At 60.7% G+C, this 18619-nt stretch carries 20 protein-coding genes; 9 read left to right on the top strand and 11 right to left on the bottom strand.

Features of this window, described 5'->3' with window-relative positions; genetic code table 11:
- Position 1: 1 nt before the first annotated feature.
- The 3 genes from P406_RS19105 to P406_RS19095 are packed head-to-tail and all read right to left on the bottom strand — an operon-like array spanning position 2 to position 2227.
- On the bottom strand, positions 2 to 388 hold the full coding sequence (locus tag P406_RS19105) for a lysozyme inhibitor LprI family protein (protein WP_003415849.1): 387 nt from the start codon (positions 386 to 388) through the stop codon (positions 2 to 4).
- Positions 389 to 418: 30 nt separating this feature from the next.
- Complete coding sequence (locus tag P406_RS19100; protein WP_003343108.1) at positions 419 to 1021, bottom strand: glutathione S-transferase family protein; 603 nt, start codon at positions 1019 to 1021, stop codon at positions 419 to 421.
- Between the two features lie 39 nt (positions 1022 to 1060).
- Positions 1061 to 2227, bottom strand: a complete 1167-nt coding sequence (locus P406_RS19095) for an aminotransferase-like domain-containing protein (protein ID WP_046237036.1) — start codon at positions 2225 to 2227, stop codon at positions 1061 to 1063.
- Between the two features lie 82 nt (positions 2228 to 2309).
- On the opposite strand from P406_RS19095, the gene P406_RS19090 reads away from it, so the two are divergent.
- Positions 2310 to 2780, top strand: coding sequence for a MarR family transcriptional regulator (locus tag P406_RS19090; protein WP_046237035.1), 471 nt, complete (start codon positions 2310 to 2312; stop codon positions 2778 to 2780).
- 116 nt (positions 2781 to 2896) lie between these two features.
- Positions 2897 to 4090, top strand: a complete 1194-nt coding sequence (locus P406_RS19085) for a benzoate/H(+) symporter BenE family transporter (protein ID WP_046237034.1) — start codon at positions 2897 to 2899, stop codon at positions 4088 to 4090.
- Between the two features lie 28 nt (positions 4091 to 4118).
- Here the strand turns inward: P406_RS19085 and P406_RS19080 are convergent, their stop codons facing one another.
- Positions 4119 to 5054 carry a S66 peptidase family protein gene (locus P406_RS19080; protein WP_046237033.1) on the bottom strand — a complete coding sequence of 312 codons (936 nt, stop codon included), beginning with the start codon at positions 5052 to 5054 and terminating at the stop codon, positions 4119 to 4121.
- A 231-nt stretch (positions 5055 to 5285) separates the two neighbouring features.
- On the opposite strand from P406_RS19080, the gene P406_RS19075 reads away from it, so the two are divergent.
- On the top strand, positions 5286 to 6293 hold the full coding sequence (locus P406_RS19075; RefSeq protein ID WP_046237032.1) for an NADP-dependent oxidoreductase: 1008 nt from the start codon (positions 5286 to 5288) through the stop codon (positions 6291 to 6293).
- 77 nt (positions 6294 to 6370) lie between these two features.
- Here the strand turns inward: P406_RS19075 and pyrF are convergent, their stop codons facing one another.
- On the bottom strand, positions 6371 to 7069 hold the full coding sequence (gene pyrF / locus P406_RS19070) for an orotidine-5'-phosphate decarboxylase (protein ID WP_046237099.1): 699 nt from the start codon (positions 7067 to 7069) through the stop codon (positions 6371 to 6373).
- A 291-nt stretch (positions 7070 to 7360) separates the two neighbouring features.
- Between pyrF and eat the strand changes: the two genes are divergently transcribed.
- Together eat and P406_RS26840 are read left to right on the top strand one after the other, a co-directional pair.
- Positions 7361 to 8725 (top strand): ethanolamine permease, encoded by a 1365-nt coding sequence (gene eat, locus P406_RS19065; protein ID WP_003415841.1) that lies wholly within the window; start codon positions 7361 to 7363, stop codon positions 8723 to 8725.
- Positions 8726 to 8843: 118 nt separating this feature from the next.
- Positions 8844 to 9011 (top strand): DUF2897 family protein, encoded by a 168-nt coding sequence (locus P406_RS26840; protein ID WP_003315162.1) that lies wholly within the window; start codon positions 8844 to 8846, stop codon positions 9009 to 9011.
- A 35-nt stretch (positions 9012 to 9046) separates the two neighbouring features.
- Here P406_RS26840 and P406_RS19060 read toward each other — a convergent pair whose 3' ends face one another.
- A complete protein-coding gene (locus tag P406_RS19060) occupies positions 9047 to 9886 on the bottom strand; it encodes a substrate-binding periplasmic protein (RefSeq protein ID WP_032698369.1) in 840 nt (279 codons plus the stop codon).
- 252 nt (positions 9887 to 10138) lie between these two features.
- Between P406_RS19060 and P406_RS19055 the strand changes: the two genes are divergently transcribed.
- Together P406_RS19055 and ppnP are read left to right on the top strand one after the other, a co-directional pair.
- Positions 10139 to 10681, top strand: a complete 543-nt coding sequence (locus P406_RS19055; RefSeq protein WP_003315164.1) for a 3'-5' exonuclease — start codon at positions 10139 to 10141, stop codon at positions 10679 to 10681.
- 112 nt (positions 10682 to 10793) lie between these two features.
- Positions 10794 to 11075 (top strand): pyrimidine/purine nucleoside phosphorylase, encoded by a 282-nt coding sequence (gene ppnP / locus P406_RS19050; RefSeq protein ID WP_003343080.1) that lies wholly within the window; start codon positions 10794 to 10796, stop codon positions 11073 to 11075.
- Between the two features lie 59 nt (positions 11076 to 11134).
- Here ppnP and P406_RS19045 read toward each other — a convergent pair whose 3' ends face one another.
- Positions 11135 to 12904: an ABC transporter transmembrane domain-containing protein gene (locus P406_RS19045; protein ID WP_046237031.1), complete on the bottom strand. Its 1770-nt coding sequence runs from the start codon at positions 12902 to 12904 to the stop codon at positions 11135 to 11137.
- A 286-nt stretch (positions 12905 to 13190) separates the two neighbouring features.
- Between P406_RS19045 and P406_RS29445 the strand changes: the two genes are divergently transcribed.
- Positions 13191 to 13361, top strand: coding sequence for a PA1571 family protein (locus P406_RS29445; protein WP_046237030.1), 171 nt, complete (start codon positions 13191 to 13193; stop codon positions 13359 to 13361).
- Positions 13362 to 13435: 74 nt separating this feature from the next.
- Here the strand turns inward: P406_RS29445 and pdxB are convergent, their stop codons facing one another.
- From pdxB to dnaX, 4 genes are all read right to left on the bottom strand, one after another.
- Positions 13436 to 14578 carry a 4-phosphoerythronate dehydrogenase PdxB gene (pdxB, locus tag P406_RS19035; protein ID WP_046237029.1) on the bottom strand — a complete coding sequence of 381 codons (1143 nt, stop codon included), beginning with the start codon at positions 14576 to 14578 and terminating at the stop codon, positions 13436 to 13438.
- Between the two features lie 89 nt (positions 14579 to 14667).
- On the bottom strand, positions 14668 to 14922 hold the full coding sequence (gene tusA, locus P406_RS19030; protein WP_046237028.1) for a sulfurtransferase TusA: 255 nt from the start codon (positions 14920 to 14922) through the stop codon (positions 14668 to 14670).
- 160 nt (positions 14923 to 15082) lie between these two features.
- On the bottom strand, positions 15083 to 15409 hold the full coding sequence (locus P406_RS19025) for a YbaB/EbfC family nucleoid-associated protein (RefSeq protein ID WP_002552818.1): 327 nt from the start codon (positions 15407 to 15409) through the stop codon (positions 15083 to 15085).
- 61 nt (positions 15410 to 15470) lie between these two features.
- Positions 15471 to 17693 (bottom strand): DNA polymerase III subunit gamma/tau, encoded by a 2223-nt coding sequence (dnaX, locus tag P406_RS19020; protein ID WP_046237027.1) that lies wholly within the window; start codon positions 17691 to 17693, stop codon positions 15471 to 15473.
- Positions 17694 to 17793: 100 nt separating this feature from the next.
- Between dnaX and P406_RS19015 the strand changes: the two genes are divergently transcribed.
- A complete protein-coding gene (locus tag P406_RS19015) occupies positions 17794 to 18588 on the top strand; it encodes a substrate-binding periplasmic protein (RefSeq protein WP_046237026.1) in 795 nt (264 codons plus the stop codon).
- The last annotated feature ends 31 nt before the right edge of the window (positions 18589 to 18619 follow it).

The raw sequence follows: 18619 nt of genomic DNA, 5'->3' as shown, positions 1-18619 counted from the left end.
CTCAGCGCGGGCAACCTTCCTCGCGACAGGCCACATAGGCTTGCAGTTGCTTGAGTCGTACGCGGGTCTGCTCGGCCAGGCATTGCGACTGCAGCAATGGCCAGATAGAGCCTGAGTCCTCGGGCTTGCCCGCCTGATACAGACAATCGGCATCACGCAGGGCTATCCACTTTCGTTGCGCATCCTTGAGTGCCTGCTTTTTCGCCGGGGTTTTCAACCACGCCATCTGCGCGTTGTACTGTTTGTTGAGATCGGCATCGAGCGCTGCCTGCTCATTGGCAGCGCAGCGGTTCATGCTGGCCTGATTGGCATCGCAGTCCTCGGCCTGGGCCGAGCAGCCGATCCCCAGCGCAATGAAAGCGCCCAGAAGTACGATTGGAACGCGCATACATTTCCCTTTGTTCAAATGACGAATGTGTCAGTCCAGCATACCGATATAACCCGGCTGCGCCTTTACCCGATCCAGCCAACGACGGATCCCGGTATAGGGTGCCAGATCGAAACCGCCCTGATGCGCGACGTGGGTGTAGGCATACAAGGCAATGTCGGCGATGGAAAAGTTCTCGCCGACCAGAAACGGCGTACGGTCGAGCTGCTGTTCCATAACCGCCAGTGCGCGATAGCCGGCCTTCTGCATGGCCCGGTACTCGGTCATGCGTTCGGCCGGCAGGCCCAGATAGAACTGGATGAAACGGGCCACCGCGACCGACGGCTCATGGCTGTACTGTTCGAAGAACTGCCACTGCAGCACCTGGGTGCGCAACCTCGGTTCGCTCGGCAGGTACGAAGAGCCGTCAGCCAGAAAGTTGAGAATCGCGTTGGACTCCCACAGGCAAGTGCCGTCTTCCAGCTCCAGCACCGGAATCTTGCCGTTGGGGTTCTTTTCCAGAAACGCCGGGGTCTGGGTTTCGCCGTTGAGAATATCCACCGGCACCCACTCGTACTCGCTGCCCAGCAGGTTAAGCATCAGCTTGACCTTGTAGCAGTTGCCCGAGTTGTAATCGCCATAAACCTTGTACATCAGACTGCTCCCTTGCTGCGTCTATGTTGACGTCTTGAATCAGGCGGCCTGCAGAAGGTGTGCTGCGCGGACCACCGACGCCAGACGTTTTATACCCTCATCGAGCCGTGCAGGGTCGATATGGCTGAAATTGAGCCGCAAGTGACCGTGGTTGGCGTCCGGATCGGCAAAGAAAGGTTCGCCCGGCATGAACGCCACATCGTGCGCCAGCGCTGTATCCAGCAAGGTGCGCGTGTCCAGCGGCTGCTTCAGCGTCAACCAGAAGAACAGTCCGCCTTGCGGGCTGTTCCAGGTGGCCAGGTCGGAAAAATGCGTTTGCAAGGCGCTCTCGAACGCATCACGACGGCCCCGGTAAAACTCGCACAGCGTCACCAGATGCTCACGATAGTGCTCAGTACCAATCCACTGCAAGGCCTGCCACTGGCCGAGGCGATTGGTATGCAGATCGGCCGACTGCTTCAGACGCAGCAAGTGCGGAAACAGATCAGGGCTGGCGATCAGATAGCCCACTCGCAGGCCCGGCAGCAGCGTCTTGGAAACCGTGCCGGTGTAAATCCAGCTGGCCGTCTTCAGACCGCTGACAATCGGCCTGGCACTGCCGCCGTCAAAGCTCAGTTCACGGTACGGCTCGTCCTCGATCAACGTGACACCGAACTCGTCGAGCAAGGCCGCAACGGCATCGCGACTGGCCTGGCTGTAGCGTACCGCCGAGGGGTTCTGGAACGTCGGGATGAGGTAGGCGAACGCTGGCTTGTGCTGCTCCAGACGCTGACGCATGGCAAGCAGGTCCGGGCCTTCGGCCTGCAGCGGCACAGTGATGCAGTCGGCGCCGAACAGCTGAAATATCTGCAGCGCCGCCAGATAGGTGGGCGCCTCGAGAAGAATTTCGGTGCCTTTGTCGATGTACAGCTTGGCCGCCAGGTCCAGTGTCTGCTGAGAACCACTGACCACCATGACCTGACGGGCGTCGCAGTCGATACCCAGGGCACGGGCATCGGCGGCCAGCGCTTCGCGCAACGCAGGTTCACCTTCGCTCATGCCGTACTGGCCCAGCGCAACAGGCATGTCGGCCCACTCTACTTTGGGTAGCATCGCCTCGGCGGGCAGACCACCGGCGAACGACATCACTTCCGGACGCTGAGCGGCGGCGAGGATCTCGCGGATCAGAGAACTTTTCAGACGGGAAACGCGTTCGGAGAAAGCCATGGCAGTTACCTGTAGCCGAGACAATTGGAAATACGTCAAACTGGTTGACTCAAATTACGACGATCAACCCGGATACGTCAACATGCTTGACCTTAAAAAACCTGCCAATCAACAAATGGCCATGGAAGCGTTCTTCTTCGGCTATCAGGCATTCACTGCCAAGGCTGATGAAATACTGGCCAGACGCGGCTTCAGTCGCGTGCACCAGCGCATCGTCTTTTTCATTGCCCGCTACCCCGGCCTGAGCGTCAAGGAGCTGCTCACCGTATTGGGCGTCAGCAAACAGGCCCTCAATGCCCCGCTGCGCCAGCTGATCGCCATGAATCTGGTGCACAGCGCGGCCCCCGAGAATGACAAGCGCAAACGGCTGCTGGGCCTCACCGACGAAGGCGCTCTTTTTGAACAGGGCTTGCGCCGCGAACAGGTCAAACTGCTGCAGCGGGTGTTCGCCGAGGCGGGTCAGGATGCCGTGGATGGCTGGCTGACGGTCAATCGGGCGCTGGGCCAGACCCTGCAGTCCGGTGCCTGCCCGACGGGGACTGACGCCGAGTAAACGCCACAGCTGTAACTGTGCTGGCGTTTACTCGTGTCGCTGTATTGCAAGGCCGAGCGGCCAGGCGTTTAGGCTTGGCGCCCTTTGCTACCTGCCCGTTTCAAGGAACGCCCAGCATGAACCAATCCCTCAAGGTGCCATTGCGCCCGCTGACAGACTCATCGCCGTCGGCGGTGGTGGCCGGTTTCATCGCCATGATGACCGGCTGCACCAGTTCGCTGGTGCTGATGTTCCAGGCGGGCCAGGCGGCAGGGCTGAGCAGCGTGCAGATTTCATCCTGGCTGTGGGCGCTGTTCATGGGCATGGCGGTGTGCAGCATCGGCCTCTCGCTGCGCTACCGCATGCCGATTACCGTGGCGTGGTCGACACCCGGCGCTGCACTGCTGATCACCAGCCTGGGCGGTGTCAGCTACCCGCAGGCCATTGGCGCGTTCATCACCAGCGCGCTGCTGGTGATTCTGTGCGGGGTGACCGGCAGTTTCGAGCGCATCGTGCGGCGTCTGCCAGCCTCGCTGGCCGCGGCCTTGCTGGCAGGGATTCTGTTCCGGATCGGCAGTGAGATCTTTATTGCCGCACAGCACCACACCCGCCTGGTGCTGGGCATGTTTTTCACTTACCTGCTGGTCAAGCGCCTGTCGCCGCGCTACTCGGTGCTGCTCGCGCTGCTGGTCGGCATCGGCATTTCAGGCATGCTGGGGCTGCTGAACTTTGACGGCCTGGCGCTGGAAGTCGCCATGCCGGTCTGGACCACTCCCGAATTTTCATGGGCGGCGACGGTCAGCATCGGCATCCCGCTGTTCGTGGTGGCCATGACCTCGCAGAACATGCCCGGTGTGGCCGTGTTACGGGCCGACGGCTACTTCCCGCCGACCTCACCACTGATATCGGTGACCGGCTTTGCCTCATTGCTCACGGCACCATTTGGCTGCCACGGGATCAATCTGGCAGCAATCAGTGCCGCCATCTGTACCAGCCCTCATGCGCACGAAGACAAGTCCAAACGCTATACAGCGGCGATCTGGTGCGGGATTTTCTATGCAATAGCCGGCATTTTCGGTGCCACCCTGGCGGGTCTGTTCAGTGCGTTCCCCAAGGAACTGATGCTCTCGATTGCTGCGCTGGCATTGCTCGGGTCGATCACCAATGGCCTGACCGTTGCAATGGCCGAGCCGAGTGAGCGCGAACCCGCCTTGATCACCTTCATGGTGACCGCTTCAGGACTGACGCTGTTTTCCATAGGCTCGGCATTCTGGGGCATCGTCGCGGGCTTGCTGACCTTGCTGATCCTGAACACACGCAAGACCGATTAGGCCAGCCGCCAGCAGCGCGGCAGAGACATCAACTACGCGCGGCGGCGGCCACCAGCAGGGTTCCGGCGTCGGCATCGAGTATCGCCTGAGTGCCCAGTGGCACGGCCTGATTGGGATTTTCATGCCCTACCGGCACACCGCCGAGCACCGGAATGCCAAGACTGCCCAGCCGCTCCATCAGCACATCGGCGGGGCTGATGGTGCGGCCAGTGTTCGCGGCAGGCGTAAATTCGCCGACGGCAATGCCGGCCAGAGACGCAAGAATCCCGCAGTTGCCCAGGTGGGTGAGCATGCGGTCAACCCTGTAGGCGGGTTCGTTGACATCTTCGATGAGCAGGATTGCGCCGCTCAGGTCAGGCATGAACGGCGTACCCACAGAGGTGTCGAGGATGCTCAGGTTGCCACCCAGCAGCAGGCCCTGTGCGCTGCCAGCCGTTCTGACCCTGGCCGTTGGCGAGGCCGCATCAGCCTTGAGCAAGACCGGCTCGGTGCTCATCAGCACATGGCGCATACCGCTGACGAACAGGCCACCACGTTCCAGCTGCGAAGCGACCGGTCCATGGATGGTCGCCAGGCGCGCGTGGTTCCACAGCGCACCGTGCAACGCGGTGATGTCAGAAAAGCCAGTCACCAGCTTGGGGTCACAACGCACCGCGTCCATATCCACCTGCTGGACAATCCTTTGCACGCCATAACCACCGCGAGTGCACAGGACCGCACGGATTTCCGGATCGGCCAGCGCGGCGTTGAGGTCGGCGAGCCGCTGTTCATCGGTCCCGGAATAGAACGAGTAGTTGCCCAGCGCATGCGGATAGACCCGTGGACGCAGCCCCCACCCCTCGAGTACCGCCACCGCAGCCTGGATTTTGCCGGGGTCCACAGGCCCTGCCGGAGATACCAGCGCAACGGCGTCGCCAGCTCGCAGAGCCCGGGGGTGGAGAGTGTTCGAAGAGGTAGCAGGCATAATGTCTTCCAAGCGTTGATCGAACAAGGAATCTAGAGCACTGAGGGGGGGCGACTCAAGCCATATCCGTCGTCAGAATGTTTCATCCGCAGATCCGTCTGAACGCCAGTGGCGCAACGGACTCCTATCAACCACATGGATCAAACGGCATTCGCTGGGTGATCGCTTCTTGCCCGAATGGCGCGATGAGCGTTTGAATCCATTCTTGAACCCTTTTCAGGAGACCCTGCCATGACCGATCTTTCCAACCGCCAGTTCCTGCTCGCCAAGCGCCCTTCGGGCGATGCGCGCCGTGAAGACTTTACCTATCAGGAAGTCCCGGTCAGCGCACTTGCCGACGGGCAGATTCTGGTCAGGAGCAAATACCTGTCACTGGACCCGGCAATGCGTGGCTGGATGAATGAGGGCAAATCCTACATTCCAGCCGTAGAGCTGGGCGAAGTGATGCGTGCCATCGGCGTGGGTGAAGTAATAGAATCGAAAAACCCCAAGTTCGCCGTAGGGGACCACGTCCAGGGACGCCTGGGCGTGCAGGACTACTTTGCCGGTGAACCGAAGGGCTTCTACAAGGTGGACACCAGCCTTGCGCCCCTGCCGCTTTATATATCGGCACTGGGCATGACCGGCATGACCGCCTACCTGGCGCTGCTGGACGTCGGCCAACCGAAAAGCGGTGATACCGTGGTGATTTCCGGCGCAGCTGGTGCTGTCGGCAGCGTCGCCGGGCAGATCGCCAAGCTCAAGGGCTGCCGGGTCGTCGGCATCGCGGGAGGCACGGCAAAATGCCGTCTGCTGACCGAGGAGCTGGGCTTTGACGCAGCCATCGACTACAAATCCGAAGACGTCATGGACGGTCTGAAACGCCACTGCCCGGATGGCGTGAACGTATACTTCGACAACGTCGGTGGCGACATCCTCGATGCGGCACTCAGCCAGCTGGCGGTCGGCGCGCGTGTAGTGATCTGTGGCGCCATCAGCCAGTACAACAGCACCAAGGCGATCAAAGGCCCGGCCAACTACATGTCGTTGCTGGTCAACCGTGCTCGCATGGAAGGCTTCATCGTACTGGACCACCCGGAGCGCTTTGCAGAAGCGGGCCAGGTCATGGCCGGCTGGATCAAGGAAGGCAAGCTCAAGAGCAAGGAGCACATCGTGGACGGCCTCAAGACGTTCCCGGAAACCTTCCAGATGCTGTTCAGCGGCGAGAATCAGGGCAAGCTGATCCTGAAAGTGGAATAAACCCGCAGGCTTTTCGCAGCGTCACAGCCCTTCTCCGCTATGCGGGTAACGCGCCGTGGCGCTACGCATCCATCCACTCAAGCCAGCTCGGCAACCACCGCCGCCAAGGCCTTCGCCGGGTCAGCCGCCTGGCTGATCGGGCGACCGATGACAAGGTAGTCAGAGCCTGCATCCAGTGCCTGACGAGGGGTCAGGATACGACGCTGATCGTCCTGCGCACTGCCCGCCGGGCGGATGCCAGGTGTCACCAGTTGCAATGACGGGTGAGCGGCTTTCAGAGCCTGCGCTTCCAGCGCCGAGCAGACCAGACCATCCATTCCGGCTTTCTCGGCCAGAGCAGCGAGGCGCAGCACCTGCACCTGCGGGTCGATGTCCAGACCGATACCGGCCAGGTCTTCACGTTCCATGCTGGTCAGAACGGTCACACCGATCAGCAACGGCTGTGGACCGGTGCGCTGCTCAAGCACTTCCCGGCAGGCCGCCATCATGCGCAAGCCGCCCGAGCAGTGCACATTGACCATCCACACGCCCATCTCGGCCGCCGCCTTGACCGCCATCGCCGTGGTGTTGGGGATGTCGTGGAATTTCAGATCCAGAAACACTTCGAAGCCCCTGTGGCGCAAGATCTCGACGATGTCGGCCGCGCAACTGGTGAACAGTTCCTTGCCGACTTTGACCCTGCACAGCTTGGGATCGAGCTGATCAGCCAGGCGCAAGGCGGCTTCACGGGTCGGAAAATCCAGGGCGACGATGACAGGAGTCTGGCAGGCGGACATGAGCGTGGTCTCAGGTAAGTCGAAATCGGCGCGCATTGTAGCCGAACCGGCGCACCGGCGGGACCCATAGAACAGCATTTGTCCAGTGGCGGTCGTAAAAAGTCACGATTTCCTGCACCTGCAGCGACCATCGCTACGTTAGCCTGCACCGAATCTGCACAACAGGGTGAATCTGTTCATCCTGACGTTCCACAAACGACCTGTTTTGAAGCAACACGACAATGAACAGTGCACTGGCACGGCCTCTGCAACAGGATGTTTCAACGATTATCGAATCTCAGGGAGATAACAATGAGCACGCAACTCAAGCCGACACTCGGCACGATTCACTTATGGGGGATCGCCGTCGGGCTGGTGATTTCCGGCGAATACTTTGGCTGGAGCTACGGCTGGGGCGTCGCGGGTACGTTGGGCTTTTTGGTAACAGCCCTGATGGTTGCCACCATGTACACCTGTTTCATCTTCAGTTTTACCGAGCTCACCACGGCCATCCCGCACGCGGGCGGTCCATTCGCCTACAGCCGTCGCGCCTTTGGCGAAAAAGGCGGACTGATCGCCGGCATGGCCACTCTGATCGAATTCGTCTTTGCGCCACCGGCCATTGCCATGGCGATCGGTGCGTACCTTAATGTGCAGTACCCGGGTCTTGACCCCAAGCATGCGGCAGTTGGCGCCTACATCGTATTCATGGCGCTCAACATCGTGGGCGTGAAGCTCGCGGCAACCTTCGAGCTGGTGGTGTGCATTCTGGCCGTCGCCGAATTGCTGGTGTTCATGGGCGTCGTCGCACCTGCATTCAGTTTCAGCAATTTCGCCCTGAACGGCTGGGCCGGTTCACAGACTTTCGGACCCGAAGCCATTGCTGGTATGTTCGCTGCCATCCCCTTCGCCATCTGGTTCTTCCTGGCCATCGAAGGCGCTGCAATGGCCGCCGAAGAAGCCAAGGACCCGAAACGCACCATTCCGAAGGCCTACATCAGTGGCATTCTGACCTTGGTGATACTGGCGATCGGCGTCATGCTGTTTGCCGGTGGCGTGGGCGACTGGCGCACCCTGGCCAACATCAACGATCCGCTGCCGCAGGCCATGAAAGCCGTGGTCGGTGACAGCTCCGGCTGGCTGCACATGCTGGTGTGGATTGGCCTTTTCGGTCTGGTCGCCAGCTTCCACGGGATCATCATGGGCTACTCGCGCCAGTTCTTTGCCCTCGCCCGCGCCGGCTACCTGCCCGCCTCGCTGGCCAGACTCTCGCGCTTCCAGACACCGCACCGGGCAATCATCGCCGGCGGCCTGATCGGCATCGCCGCAATCTACAGCGATGGCCTGATCAACCTGAGCGGCATGACGCTGACCGCTGCGATGATCACCATGGCCGTATTCGGCGCCATCGTCATGTACATCATGAGCATGCTCAGCCTGTTCAAACTGCGCAAGACCGAGCCTGGCCTGGAGCGCACGTTCCGCGCCCCCGGTTATCCGGTAGTGCCCGGCATCGCGCTGGCGCTGGCCGTCGTGTGCCTGGTGGCAATGGCCTGGTTCAACGCACTGATCGGCCTGATTTTCCTGGGCCTGATGGCCATCGGCTTCATCTATTTCAGCCTGACCGCCAAATCGCGCGCCGACGCGCCGACCGACGCGATGCTGACCGGGAAGTAATTGCCAGCTTCTTAGGGGTTGCAGGCGAATGCTTTCGCACGCAACCCCTCAGGGCGCATACACTTGAACCATTGGGCAGCTGTGCTGCTCAAACCGGTATCACAACAAGGAGAGCGCTATGCCCTGGTATGCCTGGTTAATTCTGCTCGTAGCCATTGGCTCGGTCGTCGGCGGTCTGATGATGCTGCGCGACACAGCCAAGAAACTGCCCCTCACTGAAGAACAGCTCAAGCGCGTCCACGAGCGCAACGCAGAGATGGATGCCAAGGACGCCAACGACCGTTGAGTGCCTCCGGGTGGCAGGTGCAAAACCTGCCCCTGCTAGTTGCCGGGCATCTCGGCATTCACCGGAAGCACCTTGATATGAAGTGGCTCGAAAATCTTCGCCAACTGCCCATCTGCACGCAACCTTTCCAGTAGCTGTTTGAAGTGCGACACGTCGATGCTGCCATTCGGGCGCAACAACGCGTATTGACGGTAGACCTGATCGATACGGTCGGACACCATCAACTGCGCCGCTTCTTCCTTGTTATGCGCCATGAAATCAATCAGGTACGAACGGGTAACAGGCGCAATATCGGCGCGGCCGCGCACCACCATCAGCAAGTTGCTGTCGTGGGAGTACGTGGAGGTAATGGTGAAGTGCTCGCTCAGGTACTTCTGATCGGTATTGAAGTTGGCAAATCCATAATGATAGCCACTGAACAATGCCAGACGTTTGTCAGCCAGAGTGTCGAAGTAATCCTGCCCGCGTCCTTCCACCCGGCGCGCCACATAGACCTCGGCATCCTCTAGCCCCATATCGAGCTGTTCATGGGGAATGTCCTTCCAGCCCCACTCGGGGTTTTCGAAGACTGCAACATCGAAACGCCCTTCCGTGAAATCACGAAAACGCCGAGGCACCGATGTCGGAATCATCACGAATTCATATTCGTCCTGCTCGCCATTGAGTGCTTCGACCAGCCTGGGTAAAAGACCGGCGTCCTCACCTTTTTCAGGGCGCACCATGTAAGGGGGGAAATGCACTGCGGCCACCCGCACGATTTGCGCGGCGAAGACCTGCTGCGTTGCCATCAACGGAATGAAGAGCATGACACCGGTAACGATCCCGCGCGCCACACCGTCAATTAACACTGCAAGTCTTTTCATAAAACACGACATCAATCAAAGCCGTTCAAGCTATGCGGTTTCCGTGATTTAAACAACTGTCAAATCGACGGCGTCAGTGCTCTGCGGTGCGCTTGCAGTATTCGTCCAGGCGAGTGACAGCGGCCCGCGAGGCACCAATGCAATCACCTGTGGTCACTGTAGGGGCAGTTGTAACAACAAGGGTGCCGATGCAAAGCCCAGAGTGTGCGCAACGGGTTAATCTGGCTACGCTGAAGCCATTGACTATCGTAAGGAAGCTTGATGATGCCGCACTGGCTGGTGATTGATCTTGAGGCCACGACCGAAGAAGGTGGATGGCCGGTCGCAGAAATGGAAGTCATCGAGATAGGCGCGACGCTGGTCAACCAGGACGGACGCGAGCTGGACCATTTCGAGCGCTTCGTGCGCCCGGCACGCAGGCCGTTGCTGACCCATTTCTGCCGCGAGCTGACCCATATCAACCAGAGCAGCATCGACAGCGCTGCGCCACTGACGACGGTGTGGCCACAGTTCGAGCGCTGGTTGAGCCATCACCGTGCACGCATCGTGGGCTGGGCCAGCTGGGGGGACTACGATCGTCAGCAACTGGAAGAGGAATGGCGCCATCATCACCTCGACAGTGCGCTGTCCAGCATGCCGCATGTCAATCTCAAACAGCGCTTCGCCCAGGCCCGCCACTTGCAGAAACCGATGGGACTGAACAGTGCCTTGCAACTGGCAGGCATGCAGTTCAGCGGGCAGCAGCACCGCGCTCTGGTCGATGCGCGCAATACTGCCAGACTGCTGCCGTTGATCCTGCCCAATTGAATGCCGCTGCAGGTCGACGCTTCGTCAGCATCGACCTGCAAGGGGCGTGACGAGTTTTACCGTGTTGGGCATACTGGCGAGCCATTTTCAGCCCTTTCAAAAGGAATCGCCCATGTTCAAGGTCAACGAGTACTTCGACGGCACCGTCAAATCCATCGCCTTCACCCAGGCCGATGGTGAGGCAACCATCGGTGTCATGGCAGCGGGCGAATATGAGTTCGGTACGGCGCAACGGGAAATCATGCATGTGATCTCCGGCGAGTTGAGCGTGAAGCTTCCGGACAGCACTGACTGGGAAACCTTTGCCACCGGTAACCAGTTCAACGTACCGGCCAACAGCAAGTTCCAGATCAAGGTCAAAGTCGATACCGCCTACCTGTGCGAATATCGCTGAGGCTCAGCGAGTGGGAGGCTTGACCTCCCACGTTGCCCACACGCCCTTCTCGCCCTCTCCTACTCAACCCCGGCATTGAACTGCAACGCCGCCAGTCGCGCATAAAGCGGATTGCTGGCGATCAACTGCTGATGGGTGCCCACGGCCACCAACCGCCCCCGATCCATGACGGCAATCCGGTCGGCATTCTGCACCGTGGCCAGCCGGTGGGCGATGACCAGCGTGGTACGCCCCTGCATCAGGCTCGGCAGGGCCTGTTGAATCAAGTGCTCACTCTGCGCGTCCAGCGCACTGGTCGCCTCGTCCAGCAACAGGATCGGTGCGTCGACCAGCAAGGCGCGGGCAATCGCCAGACGCTGCCGCTGTCCGCCGGATAAGCCCACACCGCCCTCACCCAGATGCGTACGATAGCCGTCGGCCATGTCGAGAATGAACTCATGCGCATGGGCGATGCGCGCCGCCGCCTCTACCTGCTCAAGGCTCGCGGTGGCGTTACCGTAACGAATGTTGTCTTCGACACTGCCGAAAAACAGTGCAGGCGATTGTGAAACCAGCGCGAAGCAGCGGCGCAGATCATGGGGGTCGAGCTGCGCGATCGGCACCCCCTCGATCAGGATGCGCCCTTGAGTCGGGTCGTAAAAACGCAGCAGCAGATCCAGAATGGTCGACTTGCCCGCGCCGGAGGGCCCGACCAGCGCCAGGGTTTCACCGGGCTCGATGCTCAGGGTCAGGTCATCCAGCGCATTGCGCTCGGGGCGCGACGGGTAGGCGAAGGTGACATTCTCCAGCGCCAGGCGCCCACTGATGCGCTGCGGCAGGCTCTGCAGGTCCGTGGTCGGCACGCTGATCTCGCTGCGCGCCTTAAGCAGCTCGCCGATCCTCTCCGCCGCACCGGCGGCGCGCTGCAGATCGCCAATCACCTCGCTCAACGTGCCGAACGCCATGCCGACCATCAGCGCGTAAAACACAAACGCTGCCAGCTCACCGCTGGAAATGCGGCCGCTGATCACGTCCATGCCGCCCACCCACAACATCACCGCCACCGCCCCCAGCACCAGGACGATCACCAGCGTGATCAGCCAGGAGCGCTGCAGGATGCGTTTACGAGCGGTCTCGAACGCCTGCTCCACCGTATGCGAAAAGCGCTGTTTGTCCTGCGGCTGATGATTGTAGGCCTGCACCGTCTTGATCTGCCCCAGGGACTCGGCCACGTAGCTGCCTACATTGGCGACCCGGTCCTGACTCTCGCGCGACAGGTTTCGTACCCGCCGCCCGAACATGAGAATGGGCGCGATGATCAGCGGCAACGCCACCACCACAATACTGGTGAGTTTGGGGTTGGTGATGAACAACAGCACGATGCCGCCGATGACCATCAGCGCATTGCGCAGGAACATCGACAGTGACGAGCCGATCACCGACTGCAACAACGTGGTATCGGCGGTCAGTCGCGACTGGATTTCCGAACTGCGATTGTTCTCGTAGAAGCCCGGATGCAGTTCGATCAGGTGATCGAATACTTTCTTGCGCAAGTCGGCAACCACTCGCTCGCCGATCCACGACACCAGATAGAAACGGGCGAAGGTTCCGACCGCGAGGCCGACCGTCAGCAGCATGAAAAACCCGATCGAGCGTTCGAGCAACTGCGGTGAACGGGTCATGAACCCCTGATCGACCATCAGCTTGATGCCCTGCCCGATCGACAGGGTGATGCCCGCGGTAATGACCATTGCCAGCAATGCGCCGAGCGCCTGCCAGCGATACGGCGCGATGAAACTCGCAGCCAGACGCAAGGCCTGGCGATGACGTCGGGTAATCCGTGAAATCATGAACGATGAACCTGCCTGTCTGCCCGATCTGTCTGAATTGCAAAGCCTACACCTGTGTTGCCGGGTGCGCCGAACATCATTTCGAATGAACTTGCGGCCGGCTTGCAGAGTCAGGTTATGACTGCTTTACAGAGGCCGCTATAAGACATCGATCTAAGCGCCTGCTGGCAGATTTGCATCATATCTGTTGCACTTGGAGCGCGTTTGAGCGGCTGACAGTACCTGTCACGGACCGGTCATCAAGCGCGGTTAACTTAACGCCGTTACCTGATGAAAGGAGAAAACCATGAACCCGCAAGAGCGCAGCAACGAAGTTCAAGTCGTTCGAGCCACGCCCAATCTGCCGGTTGGCGGTGCCATTCTCGACCAGCACGGGGAAGAAGTCCTGATCACCGAAGAAATGGTTCAGGCTGCCTGCCAGGAATGCGACAAGCACTGGGTAACACCGGAAAAATAAAACCGAGCCGTACCAGACATTTGAAACCCGACCACCAGGTCGGGTTTTTTATTGCCCGATAGCCCGGTTGGCGATCAGACCAGCACCGCGCCCAGTGCCCGCACCAGGTGCGCCAATGGTTCGGACTCGCCCTCCAGGCGTACCTTCAGCCCTTCGATTTCCCGGCGTGGCGGGTACTGCTTGCGCAATGCATCGAAGGCCAGACGCTGGCTGGCGGTGTCACCGGTCAGGCTGCGGCGGAAATCCGCATCGTCACGACGCGGGTCATACACGCCACGGCACAGCATATTGAGCGCCCAGACCGGGTCGCAGGCCGCGTCAAGGCTGACCTGCGCCAGCCAGGGTCTTGGCAGCAGATCGTCCAGCTTGATCGTCGCAGGCTGATCAAGAAAGCCACACAGCGCCTGATAGATCTGCGCCGTGCCGCGCTGCCTGCCATCCAGGCTGTAACCGGCGATATGCGGTGTACCCAGAACGCACAAGTCAGCCAGCGCGACTTTGACCTGCGGCTCGCCTTCCCACACGTCCAGCACGGCCTGCAGGTCTTCCCGCTCAAGCAGGATGTCGTGCAGCGCTGCGTTATCCACCACGGCGCCACGGCTGGCATTGATCAGCCAGGCACCCTGCCGGAGCTGACGCAGACGCGCGTCGTCGAGCAGGTGCCAGGTCGGTGACGCCCCGGCTTTGCTCAGCGGCGTGTGCAGGCTGATGACGTCACAGCGCTGCAGGATCTCGTCGAGGCTGACGAAGTCACCGCCTTCGGCAGCCTGGCGTGGCGGATCGCAAACAAGTACGTTCCAGCCCAGAGCCTTCAATACGCTGATCAGCCGACCACCCACCTGCCCCGCACCGACCACACCGTAGGTGCGTTGCGCAAGGTCAACACCCTCGATTTCAGCCAGGGTCAACAGGCTGCCGAGCACGTAGTCCACCACGCCGCGCGCATTGCAGCCCGGAGCGCTGGCCCACTGGATACCGGCTTGCTGAAACCAGTCCAGATCGAGGTGATCAGTGCCAATGGTGCAGGTCCCGACAAAACGCACCGAGCTGCCTTCAAGCAGTTCGCGGGTCACTGCGGTGACCGAGCGAACCAGCAGGATGTCTGCATCAGCCACGGCGGCTCGGTCCATGGCGCGGCCCGGCAAACGATGAATCTCACCGAAATGAGTAAAAAAGGCGTCGAGCAGGGGAATATTTTCGTCAGCAACAATGCGCATGGAAGACTCTCTGGATCTGGCGAACAGGGACCTGCTCGAATCGGGAACAGGTGCGTCGTGAACAGGCGCGGGTTGCAGCGATGTGGCGATCAGTCGGACTTCTTGCGGATCCAGTAGAGGAACGTGCCCTCTTCGGCTCGCTCCGCAACCAGCTCATGACCAAGAAATACACAGAATTTCGGGATATCGCGGCGCGTGGACGGATCGGTTGCGATGACCTTGAGCAGACTGCCCGCAGGCAGATCACGCACCTTCTGGTGCAACATCATCACCGGTTCCGGACAGAACAGCCCGACGGCATCCAGCTCGGCGTCGACAGTGAGGTTTTCAATGGGCTCAGACATGGGGCACTCCAGAGACGGGGGACGATTGTCGCTCAATTCAGTCGATCAGGCCAAATGCTGATGGTGGTACTGAAGCCGCATCGCGGCGCCCGGCCAGCCAGACAGCAGACAGAAAAATGCCAGGCACGGGGCCTGGCATTGATCATGACCCGGGCGACCGTCAGAACGGCAGCTTCATACCGGGCGGCAACTGCATGCCAGCGGTCATGGAAGCCGTCTTGTCCTGGCTGGCCTGCTCGATCTTGCGCACAGCGTCGTTGACGGCGGCGGCGATCAGGTCTTCCAGCACTTCCTTGTCTTCCTGCATCAGGCTGTCGTCCAGATTGATGCGCTTGACGTCATGACGACCGGTCATCACCACGCTCACCAGGCCTGCGCCCGATTGACCGGTAACTTCCGCGTTGGCCAGTTCTTCCTGCATCTTGGCCATTTTTTCCTGCATTTGCTGCGCCTGCTTCATCAGGCCAGCCATGCCACCTTTCATCATGGGATATCTCCTCGAAAATGGATGGTTCGTTTGCGTGGCGCCAGTGGCGCCCTGTGTTCAGTTATTGAGCCTGCACCGCAGGCGCGTCCACCGGTTTGATCGTGTCTTCCCGGATCACAGCGCCAAACTGTTGCAGCATCTGCTGGATGTACGGGTCGGCCTGGATCGAGGCTTCGGCCTGGCGCTGGCGCTCGGCACGCAATCGTGAAGCAGCCTGCGCAGGGGTTTCCTGTTCGGGCTTGATAAGCTCGATACTCAGATTGATCGTGCGCCCATGGTACTGGTTCAACGCATCGTTCAGGCGCCGCTGCTGCGTCGAGTTGAACAGCGCGCTGTGCGCCGGGTCCAGGTGCAGCAGCCAGTTGTCGCCATCGGCCGAGATCAGTGTGCAGTTGGCCGCGATGCTGCCGGTCATCCCGGAGATCGGCAGCTTGGGAAACACGTCCAGCCACTCGGCCGCAAGACCGGTGGCCGGTTTGGCGGCTGGAGCAGGCTCGGGCTCGACGGCTTCAAGCTCGACGACACTTTCGTGGGCCAGCTCGTCCAGATAGCTGTAGGACGCCGGGTCTATGTCGATATCCGGCTCGACGTAATCGTCATCCGCTGGCGGCTCGTCGTCACGCCCCATCGGCCCGGAGTCGGAAGACATCGAATCGGTGTGCGTGGACAGATACGCAGAGTCCGGGATGGCTTCGAGCATTGCCGGCGTGACCGGCTGCTCGGCGGCCGGCTGTGCAGGCTCGGCTTCAGGTGCGGCCGGCACCGGGCTGGCGGGCGCAGGCGTCGGCATGGGCGTCAGGTCGGGCTGCTCGGAAACGGTCTCCAGAACCGGCTCGGCTACTGGCTCGGCATCAGATTCGGCAACAGATTCGCTAGGGGGCGCAGTTTCGGCGGCGGGTTCGGCAGCCGGGGATTTCGGTTCATTCCACGGCAGGTCGAGGTCTTCGACCGGCGCGGCTTGTGGCTCTGGCTTCGATTCTGGCTGTACCGCAGGCTCTGGCCGGACGGCGACCGGCATCGAGGCTGCTGCAGGCGGCAGCGCTTCGAAGGCCGGGTCGGGCGCAGCCATCACCGGGGCGGTCGACACTGCGGGAGCTGCCGATGCAACAGGTGTCGCATCAGCCACTGCTTTTCGGGAATCAACCGTGGCCTGGCTGATCCCCACTGGCTTTAGCGGCTGCCTCGGCGCGTCATCGCTGTCGGCAGGACGGAACGCCAGCATGCGTAGCAGGACCATCTCGAAGCCGCCACGCGGATCAGGGGCCAATGGCAGGTCACGACGACCAATCAAGCCCATCTGGTAGTAAAACTGCACGTCTTCGGCAGGCAGGGCCTGCGCCAGGGCCAGCACCCGGTCACGATCACCATGACCGTTGTCGACGCCTTCCGGCAACGCCTGGGCAATCGCCACACGGTGCAGCACGTTGAGGATTTCCGAGAGCACGCCATTCCAGTCAGGGCCTTGCTCGGCCAGATGGCGTACCGCCTCCAGCACCCCGCGGGCATCGCCTTCCAGCAGTGCGGTCAGTACATCGAACACCTGACCGTGGTCCAGCGTGCCGAGCATCGCACGTACATCGGCAGCCATGACCTTGCCTTCACCGAAGGCAATGGCCTGATCGGTGAGGCTCATCGCATCACGCATCGAACCATCGGCGGCGCGCCCAAGCAGCCATAGCGCGTCGTCTTCGAAGGGCACGTTCTCGACGCCCAGCACGTGGGTCAGATGCTCGACCACGCGTTCAGGCGTCATGTTTTTCAGCGAGAACTGCAGGCAGCGCGAAAGAATGGTCGCCGGCAGCTTTTGCGGATCGGTGGTGGCGAGAATGAACTTGACGTAGGGCGGCGGCTCTTCAAGCGTCTTGAGCAAGGCGTTGAACGAGTGGCTGGAAAGCATGTGCACTTCGTCGATCAGGTAGACCTTGAAGCGGCCGCGGCTGGGCGCGTATTGCACGTTATCCAGCAGCTCGCGCGTGTCTTCGACCTTGGTGCGGCTGGCGGCGTCGATTTCGATCAGGTCGACGAAACGGCCCTCGTCGATCTCCTTGCACACCGAACAGGTGCCGCAGGGCGTCGAAGTAATGCCGGTTTCACAGTTCAGGCACTTGGCGATGATCCGCGCGATAGTCGTCTTGCCGACGCCGCGGGTGCCGGTAAACAGATAGGCATGGTGCAGGCGCTGGCTGTCCAGCGCGTTGATCAGGGCCTTCAACACATGAGCCTGGCCGACCATTTCGCGGAACGAGCGCGGACGCCATTTACGTGCAAGAACCTGATAACTCATTTAAAACCGTCGCAACTGGTAAGCGGAAGACCGCCAATGCTAGCCGAGCAGGGGCAAAATTGCATCTGGTGTCCGTCTCTATTGTGGCTAAGCTGTGCAAATGACTCAATTGACGCGCTTTATTCGGGCCTTCACCACGCCGCGGCTGCCTCGTGCAGCAGCGCTCTGTCTGCTATTGCTGTTGCCGCAAACCGGTCGCGCGGCGCAGGGAACCTTGAGCTTTGCAGTCAACGAAGGCTGGACCATGCCGATGATGCACATTACCGACTTTCGTCCCGAATCCGGCATTCTGTTCGACATCATGCAAAGCCTTGCGCACCATGTGGGCCTCGAAGCCCGTTATCACGTGATGCCGCGCCTGCGTATCCAGTCGGCGCTCGAGCGTGGCGAAGTCGACATGCACTGCTACAGCGCACAGGCGTGGTACCCCGACCTGTCCGGGGACTACCTGTGGAGCCTGCCGATTCTCTATCAGCGCGACTGGCTGGTCGCTTCGGCGGCAACGGCTGCCGGCCCCTACCCCGAGCAGTTCGACAACGAAACCGTCGGCACCGTGCTGGGCTACACCTACCCGGCCCTGCAGCATCTTTTCGAGGCGCATAAACTGGTCCGTGAAGATGCACGCACGCAAAACCAAACGCTCGGCAAACTGATGGCCGGGCGCTACAACTATGCGGTGACCAATCAGTTGATCCTCGAATGGACCAACCGGAACCTGCCTGCCGGCAAGAAGCTCATGCCGATATCAATGGTCGCCGAACAGCCGGCCGCCTGCATGATCCGCAATAACCCCGAACTGCCAGTGGGCAGAATTTTGCGCACGTTGGTGCAGATGCGTCTGTCTGGCGAGATCCAGCAGATCATCGATCACTACACCACGCCCACCACCCCCTGATCCTTGATCTGCGCTGTCGCAATAGCGTCAT

Source organism: Pseudomonas syringae pv. coryli str. NCPPB 4273 (assembly GCF_000972175.1).
Lineage (GTDB): Bacteria > Pseudomonadota > Gammaproteobacteria > Pseudomonadales > Pseudomonadaceae > Aquipseudomonas > Aquipseudomonas syringae.
This window is presented reverse-complemented; position numbering and strand designations above follow the sequence as displayed.